Source organism: Burkholderia sp. AU38729 (assembly GCF_020419725.1).
Lineage (GTDB): Bacteria > Pseudomonadota > Gammaproteobacteria > Burkholderiales > Burkholderiaceae > Burkholderia.
This window is the reverse complement of sequence record NZ_JAIZQO010000009.1, coordinates 314,716-331,520: the sequence shown is the minus strand read 5'-3', so window position 1 is coordinate 331,520 and position 16,805 is coordinate 314,716. Positions and strand designations below refer to the sequence as shown.

The 16,805-nt window shown below is 67.4% G+C and carries 12 protein-coding genes; 9 read left to right on the top strand and 3 right to left on the bottom strand.

Translation table 11 applies throughout. The annotated features are described in order from the left end of the window. Nucleotides 1-80 precede the first annotated feature (80 nt). Nucleotides 81-1,496 carry an MFS transporter gene (locus LGM56_RS24655; RefSeq protein ID WP_226207012.1) on the top strand — a complete coding sequence of 472 codons (1,416 nt, stop codon included), beginning with the start codon at nucleotides 81-83 and terminating at the stop codon, nucleotides 1,494-1,496. Nucleotides 1,497-1,660: 164 nt separating this feature from the next. Here the strand turns inward: LGM56_RS24655 and LGM56_RS24650 are convergent, their stop codons facing one another. Then, nucleotides 1,661-1,936 (bottom strand): oxidative damage protection protein, encoded by a 276-nt coding sequence (locus LGM56_RS24650; RefSeq protein ID WP_006478357.1) that lies wholly within the window; start codon nucleotides 1,934-1,936, stop codon nucleotides 1,661-1,663. 49 nt (nucleotides 1,937-1,985) lie between these two features. After that, nucleotides 1,986-3,365: an amino-acid N-acetyltransferase gene (gene argA / locus LGM56_RS24645; protein WP_089440565.1), complete on the bottom strand. Its 1,380-nt coding sequence runs from the start codon at nucleotides 3,363-3,365 to the stop codon at nucleotides 1,986-1,988. Nucleotides 3,366-3,388: 23 nt separating this feature from the next. Here argA and hrpA point away from each other — a divergent pair, with 23 nt between their 5' ends. The 5 genes from hrpA (at nucleotide 3,389) to LGM56_RS24620 (ending at nucleotide 11,506) form a co-directional block, all read left to right on the top strand. Beyond that, complete coding sequence (gene hrpA, locus LGM56_RS24640) at nucleotides 3,389-7,594, top strand: ATP-dependent RNA helicase HrpA (protein WP_226207011.1); 4,206 nt, start codon at nucleotides 3,389-3,391, stop codon at nucleotides 7,592-7,594. Between the two features lie 180 nt (nucleotides 7,595-7,774). Continuing rightward, entirely contained in the window at nucleotides 7,775-8,764 is a 990-nt protein-coding gene (locus tag LGM56_RS24635) for a beta-propeller fold lactonase family protein (RefSeq protein WP_226207010.1), read from the top strand. Between the two features lie 16 nt (nucleotides 8,765-8,780). Continuing rightward, nucleotides 8,781-9,755, top strand: coding sequence for a sterol desaturase family protein (locus LGM56_RS24630; protein WP_043190403.1), 975 nt, complete (start codon nucleotides 8,781-8,783; stop codon nucleotides 9,753-9,755). Between the two features lie 111 nt (nucleotides 9,756-9,866). Continuing rightward, entirely contained in the window at nucleotides 9,867-10,694 is an 828-nt protein-coding gene (locus tag LGM56_RS24625) for an EI24 domain-containing protein (RefSeq protein ID WP_089461276.1), read from the top strand. Then, nucleotides 10,691-11,506 (top strand): competence/damage-inducible protein A, encoded by an 816-nt coding sequence (locus tag LGM56_RS24620; RefSeq protein ID WP_089495171.1) that lies wholly within the window; start codon nucleotides 10,691-10,693, stop codon nucleotides 11,504-11,506. The genes LGM56_RS24625 and LGM56_RS24620 overlap by 4 nt, the downstream gene beginning before the upstream one ends. 115 nt (nucleotides 11,507-11,621) lie before the next feature. Here the strand turns inward: LGM56_RS24620 and LGM56_RS24615 are convergent, their stop codons facing one another. Further along, the gene (locus tag LGM56_RS24615) at nucleotides 11,622-12,086 is read right to left on the bottom strand and encodes a rhodanese-like domain-containing protein (RefSeq protein ID WP_226207009.1); all 465 of its coding nucleotides are present in this window, start codon (nucleotides 12,084-12,086) and stop codon (nucleotides 11,622-11,624) included. Between the two features lie 404 nt (nucleotides 12,087-12,490). On the opposite strand from LGM56_RS24615, the gene glnA reads away from it, so the two are divergent. From glnA to ntrC, 3 genes are all read left to right on the top strand, one after another. After that, complete coding sequence (gene glnA, locus LGM56_RS24610) at nucleotides 12,491-13,906, top strand: type I glutamate--ammonia ligase (RefSeq protein WP_226207008.1); 1,416 nt, start codon at nucleotides 12,491-12,493, stop codon at nucleotides 13,904-13,906. A gap of 161 nt (nucleotides 13,907-14,067) precedes the next feature. After that, nucleotides 14,068-15,210, top strand: coding sequence for a nitrogen regulation protein NR(II) (gene glnL, locus LGM56_RS24605; RefSeq protein WP_226207007.1), 1,143 nt, complete (start codon nucleotides 14,068-14,070; stop codon nucleotides 15,208-15,210). 46 nt (nucleotides 15,211-15,256) lie between these two features. Beyond that, on the top strand, nucleotides 15,257-16,774 hold the full coding sequence (ntrC, locus tag LGM56_RS24600) for a nitrogen regulation protein NR(I) (RefSeq protein ID WP_226207006.1): 1,518 nt from the start codon (nucleotides 15,257-15,259) through the stop codon (nucleotides 16,772-16,774). Nucleotides 16,775-16,805 lie beyond the last annotated feature (31 nt).

The window sequence follows — 16,805 nt, the reverse complement described above, 5'->3', positions numbered from 1 at the left end:
GCCGGCCGGCGGCGCGATGCCGGCCACCCGGGAAAGGCGCGCGACAGTCGCGCCCCCGACACACCAACATGGAGACATCGATGAGCCGCCAGCAATCCCCGACCGCCGCGCCGCAACTGCGGCCCGGCCGCGCCGCCTTCGCGGCGTTCGTCGGCACCACGATCGAGTGGTACGACTTCTACATCTACGGCACGGCCGCTGCGCTCGTGTTCGGCAAGGTGTTCTTTGCGAGCACGATGGATCCCGGCGTCGCGACGCTGCTGGCGTTCGTCACGTTCTGGGCCGGCTTCGCCGCGCGGCCGCTCGGCGGCATCGTGTTCGGACATCTCGGCGATCGCGTCGGCCGCAAGACCGCGCTCGTGATCACGCTGGTGATGATGGGGCTGGCGACGACCGGCATCGGCCTGTTGCCCGGCTATGCGCAGATCGGCGTCTGGGCGCCGGCCGGCCTCGTCGTGCTGCGCGTGCTGCAGGGCATCGCGGTCGGCGGCGAGTGGGGCGGCGCGGTGCTGATCGCGAGCGAGAACGCGCCGAAGCATCGCAGCATCCTGTATGCGGCGTTCGCGCAGCAGGGCTCGCCCACCGGCAACCTGCTGGCCACGGCCGCGTTCTTCGCGCTGAGCGCGCTGCCCACCCCGTCGTTCCTGATGTGGGGCTGGCGCATTCCGTTCCTGCTGTCGGCCGTGCTCGTGATCATCGGCATGGTGATCCGGCTGAAGCTCGAAGAGTCGGCCGACATGCAGCGCGTGCTCGCGCGCAAGCGCACCGTGAAGCTGCCGCTGCGCGACGTCGTGCGCGATCACTGGGTCGTCGTGCTGCTCGCGGCCGGCACGCTGCCGGTGATCAACGTCACGTACTTCCGCAGCACGTTCGCGCTGTCGTGGGCGACCAAGGAACTCGGTTACGCGCAGGGCACGTTCCTCGGCATCCTGTCGATCTCGCTCGTCGTGCAGTTCCTGATGCAGCCGGTCGGCGCATGGTTCGTGTCGAAGGTCGACATGCGCCGCGCGATGTGCTGGATCCTGATTCCGGAAATCGTGCTGATGCCCGTGATGTTCCATGCGCTCGCGACGCGGTCGTACTGGGTGGCCGTCGCGGGCATGTGCATCTCGACGATTCCGTCGGCGATGTTCTATGGCGCGGTCGGCGGCGTGCTCGCGCGCGTGTTTCCGGCCAACATCCGCTACACGGGCCTGTCGCTTGCGTACCAGTTGAGCGCGCTCGTCGTCGGCGGCGGCACGCCGGTGCTCGCGCAGGCGATCCTCAATTCGACCGGCAGCATCGTCGGCGTCGCGGTCGCATCGGGGCTTTACGCGCTCGTGTCGCTCGTGTGCATGCTGGCGCTGCTGAATCGCACCGGGTATCGCGCGGACGAACTGTCGACGGCCGAACGCAGCGACGCGGCCGAATGGGGTATGGAAGGCGCCGCCGCCGACACCCCGGCCGGTGCGGTCCCGCCGCCGGACGATCGCGGCACGCTGAAGCCGGTGGGTTGAATCGGGCGGTCGGTGTGACCCAGCGGCCCGGCGGTATCGCAAGCACCGGCTGTGTCGCATCGGTTCGGGTGCGCCAAAAGCAAACGGCACCGTGCGATGACACGGTGCCGTTTGTCGTTTCCCGCGAGGCGACCAGCGCGGCCGGCCGTCGCGAATGATGCCGGTCAGCCTTCCGTCGGCGGCACGTAGCCGGACGCCTGATCCGCGCCGTCGCCGAAGAAGTACTTCTCGGTCTGCTTCATCAGGTACTGGCGCGCGCGCGGGTCGGCCATGTTCAGGCGGTTTTCGTTGATCAGCATCGTCTGCTGCTTCAGCCAGCCTTGCCACGCTTCCTTCGAGACGCTCTCGTAAATGCGCTTGCCGAGTTCGCCCGGCAGCGGCGGGAAATCGAGGCCTTCGGCTTCCTTGCCGAGCTTCGCGCATTGGATCATTCGAGCCATCGTGTACTTCTCCTGTAATCGGACTGGGGGAGGGCAGTCGTGCCTGCGCTCAGAGCTGTTTCATCAGCACGAGCGACTTGCGCTGCCAGTTATAGAGTTTGCGGCGGTCTTCCGGCAGGTCGTCGACGCTGACCTTGACGAAGCCGCGCTTGAGGAACCAGTGCTCGGTGCGCGTCGTGAGCACGAAGATATGCGTGAGGCCGCGCGCGCGGGCACGCTGCTCGATGCGCTTGAGCAGGCGTTCGCCGTCGCCCGAGCCCTGCGCTTCCGGCGCGACCGTCAGGCACGCCATCTCGCCGATCTTCTCCTGCTGGTACGGATACAGCGCCGCGCAACCGAACAGCACGCCATCGTGCTCGATCACCGAGAAGTGGTCGATGTCGCGTTCGATCTGGTGGCGGCCGCGCCGCACCAGCGTGCCGTCCGACTCGAGCGGCTCGATCAGCGACAGGATGCCGCCGACGTCGTCCGGCGTCGCTTCGCGCAGGCTCTCGAGGTTCTCGTACGAGATCATCGTGCCGACGCCGTCGTGCAGGAACAGTTCGAGCAGCATGCTGCCGTCGAGCGATTGCGGGATCAGGTGCGCCCGGGTCACGCCGCCGCGGCACGCGCGGATCGAATGCTTCAGGAAGAATGCGTCGTCGCCCTGGACGTTGCCGGAATCGAGCAGCTCGGCCGCCGCGTCGAGCGACATTTCTCGCACCAGCTCGCCTTCGTCGTCGACGATGCCGGGCGCTTCGGTCAGGAAGATGATCTTGTCGGCGCGCAGCGCGATCGCGGCGGCCGACGCGACATCTTCCATCGACAGGTTGAACGCTTCGCCGGTCGGCGAGAAGCCGAGCGGCGACAGCAGCACGAGCTTGCGGCTCGCGAGCGAATGACGGATCGATTCGGCGTCGATCTTGCGCACGATGCCCGTATGCGCGAAATCGACCCCGTCGAGAATCCCCACCGGCCGCGCGGTCACGAAGTTGCCCGACACGACGCTAATGTGTGCGTGCGCCATCGGCGAGTTCGGCAGACCCTGGCTGATCGCGGCCTCGATGTCGAGACGCACTTCACCGGCCGCCTCCTTCGCGGATTCGAGCGCGCGCGCATCGGTGATGCGCAGCCCGTGCGAAAACTCGGATTCGACACCGTGCAGGCTCAGCTGCTCCTCGACCTGCGGCCGCGAGCCGTGCACCAGCACGATCTGGATACCCATCGCCTGCAGCAGCGCGATGTCGGACACGAGCGCATTCAGCAGCCCCTGCTGCACCACCTCGCCGCCAAACCCCACGACGAACGTGCTGTTGCGGAACTTGTGGATATAGGGCGCGACGGAGCGCATCCAGTCGACGAACTGCGCGTGACTGGCGGCCGAGTCGTCGGCAACCGGCGGCGTCGTGGCGCCGGTCTGGGCGGGAGGGAGGTCGGTTTGGGAATTCATGGGCGGGATTATAATGCGCCCCCATGTCGAATGTACCTAAAAGTCCCGCGCCGACGCGGGCCAAAGCGCCGTCGGCCCGGCACCCAAATGGTGCGGCCGATGCACGCCAGCAGCAGGGCCAGCCGCCGCGCCGGCCGCAGGAACAGCAGGCGGGCAAACCTGCACACGGGCCGCGCGGGCCGCGTGGCGACGCATCGCGCGACGCGCGCCAGCCGGCCGCGAAGGATGCGTCCGCTGCGACGGGCGAGCGCGCGCCGCGCCGCGAGCGTCCGCTGCGCGCGGTCGTCGCGCCGAACCCGGTCCCGCCGATCACGTATCCCGAAAGCCTGCCCGTGTCGGGCAAGCGCGACGAAATCGCGCGCGCGATCGCCGGTCATCAGGTCGTCATCGTCTGCGGCGAAACCGGCTCCGGCAAGACCACGCAGTTGCCGAAGATCTGTCTCGATCTCGGCCGCGGCCTCGGCGCCGGCGGCACGGGCCTGATCGGCCATACGCAGCCGCGCCGCCTCGCCGCGTCGTCCACCGGCCGCCGGATCGCCGAGGAACTCGGCACGCCGTTCGGCGAAGTGGTCGGTTACAAGGTGCGCTTTACCGACAATCTCGCGCCGGGCGCGTCCGTGAAGCTGATGACGGACGGGATCCTGCTCGCCGAGACGCAGACCGACCCGTTGCTGAAGGCGTACGACACGCTGATCATCGACGAGGCACACGAGCGCAGCCTGAACATCGACTTCCTGCTCGGCTACCTGAAGGAAATCCTGCCGAGGCGGCCGGACCTGAAGCTGATCGTCACGTCCGCGACGATCGACGCCGATCGCTTCGCGCGCCATTTCGGCACCGACGCGCATCCCGCGCCCGTGATCGAGGTGAGCGGGCGGCTGTATCCGGTCGAGATGCGCTACCGGCCGGTGGCCGAGGATCGCCCGGCCGTCAAGCACGCCGAAGGCACGGGCGGCCGCGACCGCGTGAAGACCGCGCGCGAAGCCGAGCGCGACCTGATGGACGCGATCGTCGACGCGGTCGACGAGCTGTGCCGCGAAGGCCCCGGCGACGTGCTGGTGTTCCTGCCCGGCGAGCGCGAGATCCGCGAAGCGGCCGAGGCGCTGCGCAAGCACCATCCGCCGCACACCGAGATCCTGCCGCTGTTCGCGCGGCTCTCGGCGGCCGACCAGGACAAGGTGTTCAAGGCGTCGAACGCGCGCCGGATCGTGCTCGCGACCAACGTGGCCGAAACCTCGCTGACGGTGCCGGGCATCCGTTACGTGGTCGATACGGGCCTTGCGCGCGTGAAGCGCTATTCGTACCGGAACAAGGTCGAGCAGCTGCAGGTCGAGTCGATCTCGCAGGCGGCCGCGAACCAGCGCGCAGGCCGTTGCGGCCGCGTGGCCGACGGTGTCTGCATCCGCTTGTACGAGGAAAGCGACTACCAGGCGCGTGCGCGCTTCACCGATCCGGAAATCCTGCGCTCGTCGCTCGCGTCGGTGATCCTGCGGATGAAGTCGCTGCATCTCACCGCGATCGAATCGTTCCCGTTCCTCGAGCCGCCGCCCGGCCGCGCGATCGCGGACGGCTACCAACTGCTCAACGAACTCGGCGCGGTCGACGACGACAACGCGCTGACGCCGCTCGGCCGCGAACTCGCGCGGCTGCCGCTCGACCCGCGCGTCGGCCGGATGATTCTTGCCGCGCGCGACCAGCAGTCGCTGCGCGAAGTGCTGATCATTGCGAGCGCGCTGTCCGTGCAGGATCCGCGCGACCGTCCGATCGAAGCGCAGGAGCAGGCCGACCAGGCGCACCGCCGGTTCGCCGACGAGCGTTCCGAGTTCCTGCAGTGGCTGAAGATCTGGGCGTGGTTCGAAGAGGCGGTCGCGCACAAGAAGTCGAACCGCCAGCTGATCGACGCGTGCCGGCAGAACTTCCTGTCGCACCTGCGGCTGCGCGAGTGGCGCGACGTCCATTCGCAGCTGCTGACCGTCGTGCGCGAGCACGGCTGGCGGCTGAACGAAGTCGAGGCGACCTACGAACAGGTCCATCTGGCCCTGTTGACGGGCCTGCTCGGCAACCTCGGCCTGAAGGCCGACGACGATCCGCACTATCTCGGCGCGCGCGGGATCAAGTTCTACCTGTGGCCGGGCTCCGCGCTCGCGAAGAAGGCCGGCCGCTGGGTGATGGCCGCCGAGCTCGTCGAGACGAGCCGGCTGTACGCACGCTGCCTCGCGAAGATCGAGCCCGAATGGGTCGAGAAGATCGGCGCGCATTTGCTGAAGAAATCGCTGTCGGAGCCGCACTGGGAAAAGCGCCCGGCGCAGGTCAGCGCGTACGAGCGCGCGACGCTGTACGGGCTGCCGATCTACCACCGCCGGCGCGTCGCGTTCGGCAAGCAGGATCCGTCGAGGGCGCGCGAGCTGTTCATCCGCGGCGCGCTGGTCGAGGGCGAGTTCGACACGAAGCTCGCGTTCTTCGCGCACAACCGCAAGCTGCTCGCCGACATCGAGCAGCTCGAGCACAAGTCGCGCCGGCAGGACGTGCTGGTCGACGACGAGCTGATCTACGCGTACTACGACCAGGCGATTCCGGAAGGGATTCACACGGGCGCCGCGTTCGAGCGCTGGTATCGCGACGAGGTGAAGAAGGGCGGCCAGCCCGAGGACAAGCTGCGGCTGCTGTACCTGTCGCGCGACGACCTGATGCGCCACGAGGCGGCCGGCGTGACGACCGAGCTGTTCCCGAAGCGCGCGACGATGGCCGGCGTCGAGATGGCGCTCACGTATCACTTCGAGCCCGGCACGCCGCGCGACGGTGTCACGCTCGCGGTGCCGCTGTATGCGCTGAACCAGGTCGACGCGCGCCGCTGCGAGTGGCTCGTGCCCGGGATGCTGAAGGAAAAGGTGCAACTGCTGCTGAAGTCGCTGCCGCAGAAGCTGCGCCGGCATTGCGTGCCGCTGCCCGAGTACGCGGCCGGCTTCGTCGAGCGGATGGGCCGCGAGCGCTTCGGCGCGGGCGGGCTCGTCGAGGCGCTGATCGCCGACGTGCGGGGTGAAACGCAAATCGCGATGAAAACGGCCGACTTCAAGCTGGAAACGCTCCCCGCGCACCTGTTCATGAACTTCAAGGTGATCGACGAGCACGGTCGCCAGCTCGCGATGGGGCGTAATCTCGCGCAGCTTCGTCAGGAGCTGGGCGCGCAGGCGCAGCAGCAGTTCCAGAAGATCGCGGCGGCGTCGACGATCGCGGCCGGCGGCGATGGCGACGCTGGCGAGCCGATCGGCCAGGCGCCTGCCACGGTCGCGACGACTGGCACCGCCGGTCGTGGCGCGAAGGCCGGCAAGGGCGCGGCGCCGCAGACGGCCGCGCCGGCGGAAGCCGGTGCGACCGCGCTGTACGAGAACCTGACGACGTGGAATTTCGGCAAGCTGCCCGAGCTGCTGGAGATCCGCCGGCGCGGCCAGACGCTTTACGGCTACCCGGCGCTCGTCGATCGCGGCACGCATTGCGACGTCGAGGTGTTCGATTCGCCGGAGGAGGCCGCGCGCATCCACCGGGCCGGCCTGCGGCGGCTGTTCGCGCTGCAGCTGAAGGAGCCGATCAAGTTCCTCGAGAAGAACCTGCCGGGCCTGCGCGAGATGGCGATGCAGTACATGTCGCTCGGCACGCAGGACGAGCTGCGCGACCAGCTGATCGACACGGCGCTCGACCGCGCGTGCCTGCTGGATCCGCTGCCCGACGACGACGCGAGCTTCCACGCGCGCCGCGACGAGGGCCGGAGCCGCCTGAACCTGCTCGCGCAGGAAATCGCGCGGCTGGTCGGGCAGATCCTGGCCGAATACGCGGGGCTCGTGAAGAAGCTCGCGCAGGCGAAGCCGTTCGCACAGGCGCATGCGGACCTGCAGCAGCAGCTCGCCGCGCTGGTCGGCAAACGCTTCGTGATCGACACGCCGTACGCGCAACTCGCGCACTTCCCGCGCTACCTGAAGGGCATCGCGCTGCGGATCGACAAGCTGAAGGCCGACCCGGCGCGCGACGCGAAGCAGTCGGCCGACCTGTTGCCGCTTGCCCAGCAGTACCAGCGCGCGGTGTCGCAGCGCGGCGGCGTCGCCGATGCGCGGCTCGCGGAATTCCGCTGGCTGCTCGAGGAACTGCGGATTTCGCTGTTCGCGCAGGAACTGCGCACGCCGATGCCTGTCTCTGTCAAGCGTCTGCACAAGGTCTGGGAGTCGATGCAGCGCTAGCGCAACATCGGTTTCCCGGGCCGGCACCGGCGGCCGGCCCCGGCCGGCCGCGCGGCGCCTGCCGCGCCGGCCGACCGGGCCGCCGCGGCGTGCGTCGAAGTGGCGCAATGCCGGCTTCGGTCAACCGGCCGGCCCGGTTGAACGTTTTACAATGACGGTTGTTCCTCGACGTGAGTCTTCATGCGCACTTTCCTTTCCCTCGGCCGCACGCTCGCGCTGGCCGCCGCCGTGCTGGCGCCCGCCGCACACGCGAATAACGTGATCATCCTCAATTCGGCCGAAGCGACGCTGTCCCTGATCGACCAGCAGACCCGCGAAGTCGTCAGCACGATGCCGACCGGCAAGGAACCACATCACCTGATGGCGACGCCCGACAATTCGTCGCTGATCGTTGCAAATTCGGTCTCGAACAGCCTGATGTTCCTCGATCCGAAGACGGGCAAGCTGCAGCGCACCGTCGAAGGGATCGACGATCCGTACCAGCTCGGCTTCTCGCCCGACCGCAAATGGTTCGCGGCGGCCGGCCTGCGGCTCGACCGCGTCGACATCTACGGCTACGACGGCCGCGACCTGAAGCTCGTGAAGCGCGTGCCGCTCGCGGTGATGCCGAGCCACCTCGCGTTCACGAAGGACAGCAAGACGCTGCTCGTGTCGCTGCAGGTCTCCGGTGAGATCGCGGCGATCGACCTGCCGACGCAGACGGTCAAGTGGAAGATGAAGGTCGGCAAGGTGCCGGCCGGCCTGTGGCTCACGCCGGACGACAAGTACCTGCTCGTCGGGATGACCGGCGCGGATTACGTCGCGGTGGTCGACTGGCGCACCCAGAAGGTCGTCAAGCAGATCTACACCGGCAAGGGCGCGCACAACTTCCGCTCGCTCGCCGACGGCACGCACGTCGCGGTGACGAACCGGGTCGCGAACACGATCAGCATCATCGACGAGAACACGCTCACCAACGTCGGCGATATCACCGGCCTGCTGCCGGGCCCGGACGACATGGAGCTGTCCGCCGACAAGAAGACGCTGTGGGTGACGTTCCGCTTCGCGAAGAAGGTCGGGATCATCGACCTGGCGTCGCGCAAGCTGGTGCAGACGATCGCCGTCGGCCGCTCGCCGCACGGCATCTATTTCTACGACCGCGCGCCGTGGCGCGCCGCGAACGGCGCGTGACGGGCAGGGGAGAACGATGCTGCACCTGATCGATGCATTCGTCTCGGACATCCAGACCTGGCTGTACGTCGACGTCGTGCAGCCGCTCCTCTTCAAGTTCAACCTGATGGACTATGACGAGGACACCTACGACGCGCTGTACTGGGTGATCGTCGGGGCGCTGCAGATGGTGCTGATGTTCGTGCTGCTGCGCCCGCTCGAGGCGCTGCTGCCCGTCGAGCGCTGGACGAACCGCCGGGCCGTGCGGGTCGACGTGATCTACACGGCGATCGCGAAGCTCGGCATCTACTCGCTGTTCTTCTTCTTCGCGCTGCAGCCGCTGTTCGACAACTTTCAGGCGTGGCTGCGCCTGCACGGCGTCGCGAACCTGAACCTCGACTATCTGTGGCCGGGCGTGACCTCGAAGCCGATCGTCACGTTCGCGATCTATCTCGTCGTGCTCGATTTCGCCGGCTACTGGTATCACCGCTGGCAGCACAAGTTCGGCATCTGGTGGGAGCTGCACGCCGTGCATCACAGCCAGCGCCAGATGTCGTTGTGGTGCGATGACCGCAACCACGTGCTCGACGACGTGATCCAGTCGTGCTTCTTCGCGGCGATCGCGCTCGTGATCGGGGTGACGCCGTCGCAGTTCGTCGTGCTGACCGCGTTCACGAACTTCATGCAGAGCATTCAGCACACGAATGCGCGGCTGCCGTTCGGCTGGCTCGGCGAGCGCCTGCTCGTGAGCCCGATCTTCCATCGCCGCCACCACGCGGTCGGCTACGGCCACGAAGGCACGAAGTACGGCTGCAACTTCGGCGTGCTGTTTCCGTGGTGGGACATGATGTTCGGCACCGCGTCGTGGAACCGCACGGTCGAGCCGACCGGCATCCGCGACCAGGTCGAGGGCGTGTCCTACGGCGAAGGCTTCTGGGCGCAGCACGGCCTCGCGTTCGTGCGGATCTTCCGGCGCCTGTTCCCCGCCAAGCGCGGCGCGGCATCGGCCTGATCCGGCCGTTCCCACGTTGAGCGGCTCTCCCACGCGGCCCGCATGTGCTTTGGCGCATGCGGGCCGCGTGGTTTATCCTTTCCCCGTTTTTCTCCGTCGATACAGGCTCGCATGAACGACTTGCTGCGTTCCTTCGTCCGCGCATTGGCGAGCGCACTGCATCCGCGCATGCTGTGGCTCACCCTGATGCCGTTTCTCGTCTCGGCCGTCCTGTGGGGCGTCGTGCTGTGGTTCTCGTGGCAGTCGCTGCTGGACCTCGCACGCGGCGCGCTCGACGGCTTCGTGCTGACGGCCATGCTGTATCGTGCGTTCGACGCGATCGGCATGTCGCAGTTGCATGCGGTCGTCGCACCGTTCGTGGTCGTGTCGCTCGCGATTCCGCTGATCGTGCTGACCGTGCTGCTGCTGATCGCGACGATTTCGATGCCGGTCGTGATCAAGCACCTCGCGAACCGGCAGTTCGCGGCGCTCGAGGCGAAGCGGGGCGGCACCTTCTTCGGCAGCGTGTTCAATTCGCTGGGGGCGGCGCTGGCCGGCGTCGTCGTGCTGGTCGTCACGATCCCGCTGTGGCTGATTCCGCCGTTCTTCGCGCTGCTGCCGCCGGTGATCTGGGGCTGGCTCACCTACCGCGTGATGACCTACGACGCGCTCGCGCTGCACGCGAGCCGCGACGAGCGCCGGGCGCTCGTGCGGCGGCATCGCTGGCCGCTGATCGGCATCGGCGTCGCGACCGGGCTGCTCGGTACCGTGCCGACCTTCGTGTGGGTATCGTCGGTCTGGATGATGGTGCTGTTTCCGTTCGTCGCGGCGGCCATGATCTGGGTATACGCTTTCATCCTCGTCTTCTCGGCGCTGTGGTTCGGGCACTATTGCCTGCGCGCGCTGGAGGACCTGCGTGCGAGTTCGCGCGCCACCGCAATCGACATGGGGCAGGCATGAGCATCGGCATCATCATCATCGGCGACGAAATCCTTTCGGGCCGCCGGCAGGACAAGCATCTGGCGAAGGTCATCGAGCTGCTCGGCGCGCGCGGCCTCACGCTCGACTGGGCCGAATACGTCGGCGACGATCCGGCGCGCATCACGGCGACCCTCGCCCGCGCGATCGCGTCGGGCGACATCGTGTTCTCGACGGGCGGCATCGGCGCGACGCCGGATGACCACACGCGCCAGTGCGCGGCCGCCGCGCTCGGCGTGCCGCTCGAGCTGCATCCGGAAGCGAAGGTGCTGATTTCGGAGCGGATCCGCGAAACGCATACCGATCCGGCCACGCCGGTCGATTTCGAGTCGCCGGAGAACCAGCACCGCTTCAACATGGGCGTGTTCCCGGTGGGCGCGACGATCATCCCGAACGGCTACAACCGGATTCCCGGCTTCTCGGTCGGCGACCTGCACTTCGTGCCGGGCTTCCCGGTGATGGCGTGGCCGATGATCGAATGGGTGCTCGACACGAAGTACGCGCACCTGCATCACGCGACGCCGCACGCGGAGCGCTCGCTGTACGTGTTCGAGCTGCCGGAATCGACGCTCACGCCGCTGATGGAGCGCATCGAGCGCGATTTCCCGGGCGTGCGCGTGTTCAGTCTGCCGAGCGTCGGCGATGCGGAGCGCGGCGGGATCTATGCGCGCCGCCACATCGACCTCGGCGTGAAGGGTGAGCCGGAAGCGGTCGCAGCCGCATACGTGAAGCTGCGTGAAGGCGTGCACCTGCTCGGCGGCGACGTCGTCGAACCCGATACGCCGCGCGCCTGAGCGGCCCCTCGATCAGCCGTACAAAAACCACGGGCCGCGCAACGCGGCCCGTCATCGGCATGTCATCGCCCGGCTCGACGATGGGGTTGTCGCGACCGGTGGGAGCGGCGTGCCGTCAGGCGCCGATCCACGGCAGTTTCCGGAAGCACCAGCCTTCGACCGTCTTGCGGTGGCCTTCGGCGTCCTTCGCGCCCTCGAAGCCTTCGAGCAGGTCGAAGGCCTTCGTGAAGCCGGCCTCGGTGGAGGCGATCGCGGCGAGCTTCGAGCGCGCGGCGCTGCGGCACAGGAACAGGATAGGCGTATCGGCCGGGAGGGCCGCCTTCAGTTCGTTGACGAATTCGGCGTTCGGCACGCCGCCCGGGTAGCGCGTCCATTCGAGGTGCAGGTACTGGCCGTCGCCGACGAGCGGGCGGCCGATCCAGTCGAGTTCGGCGCGGGTGCGCACGTCGACGAGGCGCGCCGACGGATCGAGCTGCAGCAGTTCGAAGGCCTCGGCCGGCAGCAGCGCCCCGGCGTAGTTGAGCGCGGCTTGTGCGCGGCGTTCGTCGGCCTTCGCGTAAAGCTGGTCGAGCGTACTCATGGCAGGGAGTCTCCTATCGGTCAAACGAACATTCTAGCGCGGCGTCGCGGCACGGATGTCCGCGTGGGGGACGGTGCGCGCTCCCACACGCGCTCACCAAAAGAGTGCAGAATGGCGCGCATGCACCAAGATGATTCCGGGGATGGGGCGCGTCGCGACGATTGCACCATCGCGGTGCTTTCAGTTGGCAGGCGGCGGGCAGCCGAGCCCCGGAATTGCGCAGCACAGCCCCGTCGCGACGAGCGCCGGCGCGATTCGCGCCCCTCTCGCGCATAGGTGGCACGGAAGCTGCTTTATAGGATTCGGTCGAATCGGGGCGCGCTGCGCCAAAGCAAGACCCCGGTCAGCTCGATAAACGAGGCGGTTCCCAGTCCGCCGGAATTGTTCAATCAGGAGAAGAGGTTATGAGTAAAACCGTCGCCGACGTCATGCAGCTCGTGAAGGACGAGGACGTCAAGTTTGTCGATTTCCGCTTCACGGATACGCGCGGCAAGGAACAGCACGTGTCGGTGCCGGTTTCGGCGTTTGACGAAGACAAGTTCGAAAGCGGTCATGCGTTCGACGGCTCGTCGATCGCGGGCTGGAAGGGCATCGAGGCGTCGGACATGCTGCTCATGCCGGACCCGACCGCTGCCTTCATCGACCCGTTCTACGAAGAGTCGACCCTGGTGCTGACCTGCGACGTGGTCGAGCCGGCCGACGGCAAGGGCTACGAGCGCGACCCGCGTTCGCTCGCGAAGCGCGCGGAAGCGTACCTGAAGAGCACGGGCATCGGCGACACGGCCTACTTCGGTCCGGAACCGGAATTCTTCATTTTCGACTCGGTCCAGTGGAACACGGACATGTCGGGCTGCTTCGTGAAGATCAACTCGGAAGAAGCACCGTGGTCTTCGGCCAAGGAATTCGAAGGCGGCAACACGGGCCACCGTCCGGGCACGAAGGGCGGCTACTTCCCGGTCGCGCCGGTCGACACGTTCCAGGACATGCGTTCGGAAATGTGCCTGCTGCTCGAACAGCTCGGCATCCCGGTCGAAGTGCACCACCACGAAGTGGCGGGCCAGGGCCAGAACGAAATCGGCACGAAGTTCTCGACGCTGGTCCAGCGCGCCGACTGGACGCAATGGTCGAAGTACATCATCCATAACGTCGCGCACTCGTACGGCAAGACGGCAACCTTCATGCCGAAGCCGGTCGTCGGCGACAACGGTTCGGGCATGCACGTTCACCAGTCGATCTGGAAGGACGGCCAGAACCTGTTCGCGGGCAACGGCTACGCCGGCCTGTCGGAACTGGCGCTGTTCTACATCGGCGGCATCATCAAGCACGCCCGTGCACTGAACGCGATCACGAACCCGACGACGAACTCGTACAAGCGTCTGGTCCCGCACTTCGAAGCACCGGTCAAGCTCGCCTACTCGGCACGCAACCGTTCGGCATCGATCCGCATTCCGCACGTGTCGAACCCGAAGGGCCGCCGTATCGAAACGCGCTTCCCGGATCCGATGGCGAACCCGTACCTGTTGTTCTCGGCACTGATGATGGCCGGCCTCGACGGGATCCAGAACAAGATCCATCCGGGCGAAGCCGCGGACAAGAACCTGTACGACCTGCCGCCGGAAGAGGATGCAAAGATCCCGACCGTCTGCGCGGGCCTCGACCAGGCAATCGAAGCGCTCGACAAGGATCGCGAGTTCCTGACCCGTGGCGGCGTATTCACGGACGGCATGCTCGACGCGTACCTCGCGCTGAAGGAGCAGGAGCTGGCGAAGTTCCGCATGACGACGCACCCGATCGAGTTCGAGATGTACTACTCGCTCTAATCGGCGATGGCGCTTCGATTCAGCGCCGTCATGCCGGTTCGTTCCCGTCGCGCGGCCTGCGGCGGGAACGGCGGAGTCTGAAAGGGGCGGCGTCGAGCCGTCCCTTTTTTGTTCCGGTGATTTTTCCTTTTCTGGCCCGTTGAGGCGCGACAAGCACGCAGATGGTTCTGAAGAATCTGATCAAGGCGAAAACGGGGCAGCCCGAGCGACTGACGGACGACGAGCGGCTCGCACGCTCGGGCCTGCTGGCGGGGCTGGAAGCGCTGCCGACGGTCGTGATCGTGCTCGACCGCAAGACGCTGCGGATCGCGTTCGCGAACCCGTCCGCGGAGGCGATGCTCGACATCTCGCGCCGGCAGCTCGCGCAGCGGCCGTGGGGCGAGATTTTTCCGAATGCGAACGAGTTGGCATCGACGATCACCGCGATCGGCGAGGAACGCTTTCACGCGACGCACCTCGATACCGTGCTCGACCGGCCCGGCCGCGAACCGCTGCATGTGCATGCGATCGTCGGCTTTCTCGAGACCGCGCCGGATTTCGTGCTCGTCGAGCTGTTCGAGAACGAGCGGCAGTCGCGCACCGATCGCGAGGAACGCATCCACGACCTGACCGCGGTCAACAAGCAACTGATCCGCAACCTCGCGCACGAGATCAAGAACCCGCTCGGCGGCATTCGCGGCGCAGCCCAGCTGCTCGAATTCGAGCTCGGCGAGCGCGAGCGCGGCGAGTTGCGCGAATACACGCAGGTGATCATCAAGGAGTCCGATCGCCTGCAGACGCTCGTCGACCGGTTGCTGGAGCCGCACCGGCACCCGCACATCGTCGGCGACGTGAACATTCATGAAGTATGCGAACGCGTGCGCGCGGTGATGCTCGCGGAATTCCCGCGCGGGCTCACGATCGAGCGCGACTACGACGTGAGCGTGCCGGACCTGCGCGGCGACAAGGAGCAACTGATCCAGGCGCTGCTCAACATCGTGCGCAACGCCGCGCAGGCGCTGCGCGAACGCATCGCGCAGGGCGACGCGAAGATCGAGCTGCGCACGCGCATCGCGCGCAAGGTGACGATCGCGAAGCGCCTGTACCGGCTGGCACTGGACTTGCACGTGATCGACAACGGGCCCGGCATTCCGGAGGAAATCCGCGACCGGATCTTCTACCCGCTCGTGTCCGGGCGCGACGACGGCAGCGGCCTCGGCTTGACGCTCGCGCAGACGTTCGTGCAGCAGCATGACGGGACGATCGAGGTCGAAAGCCGGCCCGGACGTACCGAATTTCAGATCCTGCTGCCGCTCGACCATTGAGTGGCGGCATGGCGATTCACCGGATTTACCCATATCTGACCGACCTATGAAGCCGATCTGGATAGTAGACGACGACCAATCGATCCGCTGGGTGCTCGAAAAGGCGCTCGCCCGGGACAGCTTCGCGACGAAGAGCTTCGCGAACGTGCGTGACGCGCTGGCCGCGCTCGACCACGAGACCCCGCAGGTGCTCGTATCCGACATCCGGATGCCGGGCGGCTCGGGCCTCGAGTTGCTGCAGGCGATGCACGAGCGCCTGCCGGGCCTGCCCGTCATCATCATGACGGCGTTCTCCGATCTCGACAGCGCCGTCGCGGCGTTCCAGGGCGGCGCGTTCGAATATCTCGCGAAGCCGTTCGACGTCGACAAGGCGGTCGAGCTGATCCGCCGCGCGGTGGAAGAAAGCCTGCGCGGCGGTGCGCCGCAGGACGAGCGCGTGGCCGAGGCGCCCGAGATGCTTGGCCAGGCGCCCGCGATGCAGGACATGTTCCGCGCGATCGGCCGCCTGTCGCACTCGGCCGCGACCGTGCTGATCACCGGCGAATCGGGCACCGGCAAGGAGCTCGTCGCGCGTGCGCTGCATCGTCACAGTCCGCGTGCGAACGGGCCGTTCATCGCGCTGAACACCGCGGCGATTCCGAAGGACCTGCTCGAATCCGAGCTGTTCGGCCATGAGCGCGGCGCGTTCACCGGCGCGCAGACGACGCGGCAGGGCCGCTTCGAGCAGGCCGAGAACGGCACGCTGTTCCTCGACGAAATCGGCGACATGCCGTTCGACCTGCAGACGCGCCTGTTGCGCGTGCTGTCGGACGGGCAGTTCTATCGGGTCGGCGGCCACAACCCGCTGCGCGCGAACGTGCGCGTGATCGCCGCGACGCACCAGAATCTCGAATCGCGCGTGCGCCAGGGGCTGTTCCGCGAGGACCTTTACCACCGCCTCAACGTGATCCGGCTGCGCCTGCCGCCGCTGCGCGAGCGCAGCGAGGACATCGCGCTGCTCACGCGCCACTTCCTGCAGAAGAGCGCGCGCGATCTCGGCGTCGAGCCGAAGCGCGTGTCCGACGAAGCGCTGGCTTACCTCACGTCGCTGGCGTTTCCCGGCAACGTGCGCCAGCTCGAGAACCTCGCGAACTGGCTGACCGTGATGGCGCCCGCGCAGACGGTCGAGATCAAGGACCTGCCGCCCGACCTCGTGCCGGCCGGTGCGCCGGTCGCGGCGACGGGCGACGGTGCGGATGCGCACGGCGGCGGTGGCGAGACGGCGCTCACGCAACCGGCGATCGGTGCGCTGCCGGCGGTGTCCGCGCCCGTCGCGGCCGCGCCGAACGGCGGCGCGCCGGCTGGCTATCCGGTCTGGGAGCATGGCTTGCGTACCGAGGTCGCACGGCTGTTGCGCGAGAACTCGGCCGACGTGATGGACGAACTCGCACGCCGCTTCGAGGCAGCCGTGATCCGCGAGGCGCTCGACTTCACGCGCGGCCGCAAGGTCGAGGCCGCGGAGCGGCTCGGCATCGGCCGCAACACCATCACGCGCAAGATCCAGGAACTCCATCTGGAGCCCTGAGCACGATTTGCGGCATGCGCGGGCATCGCGC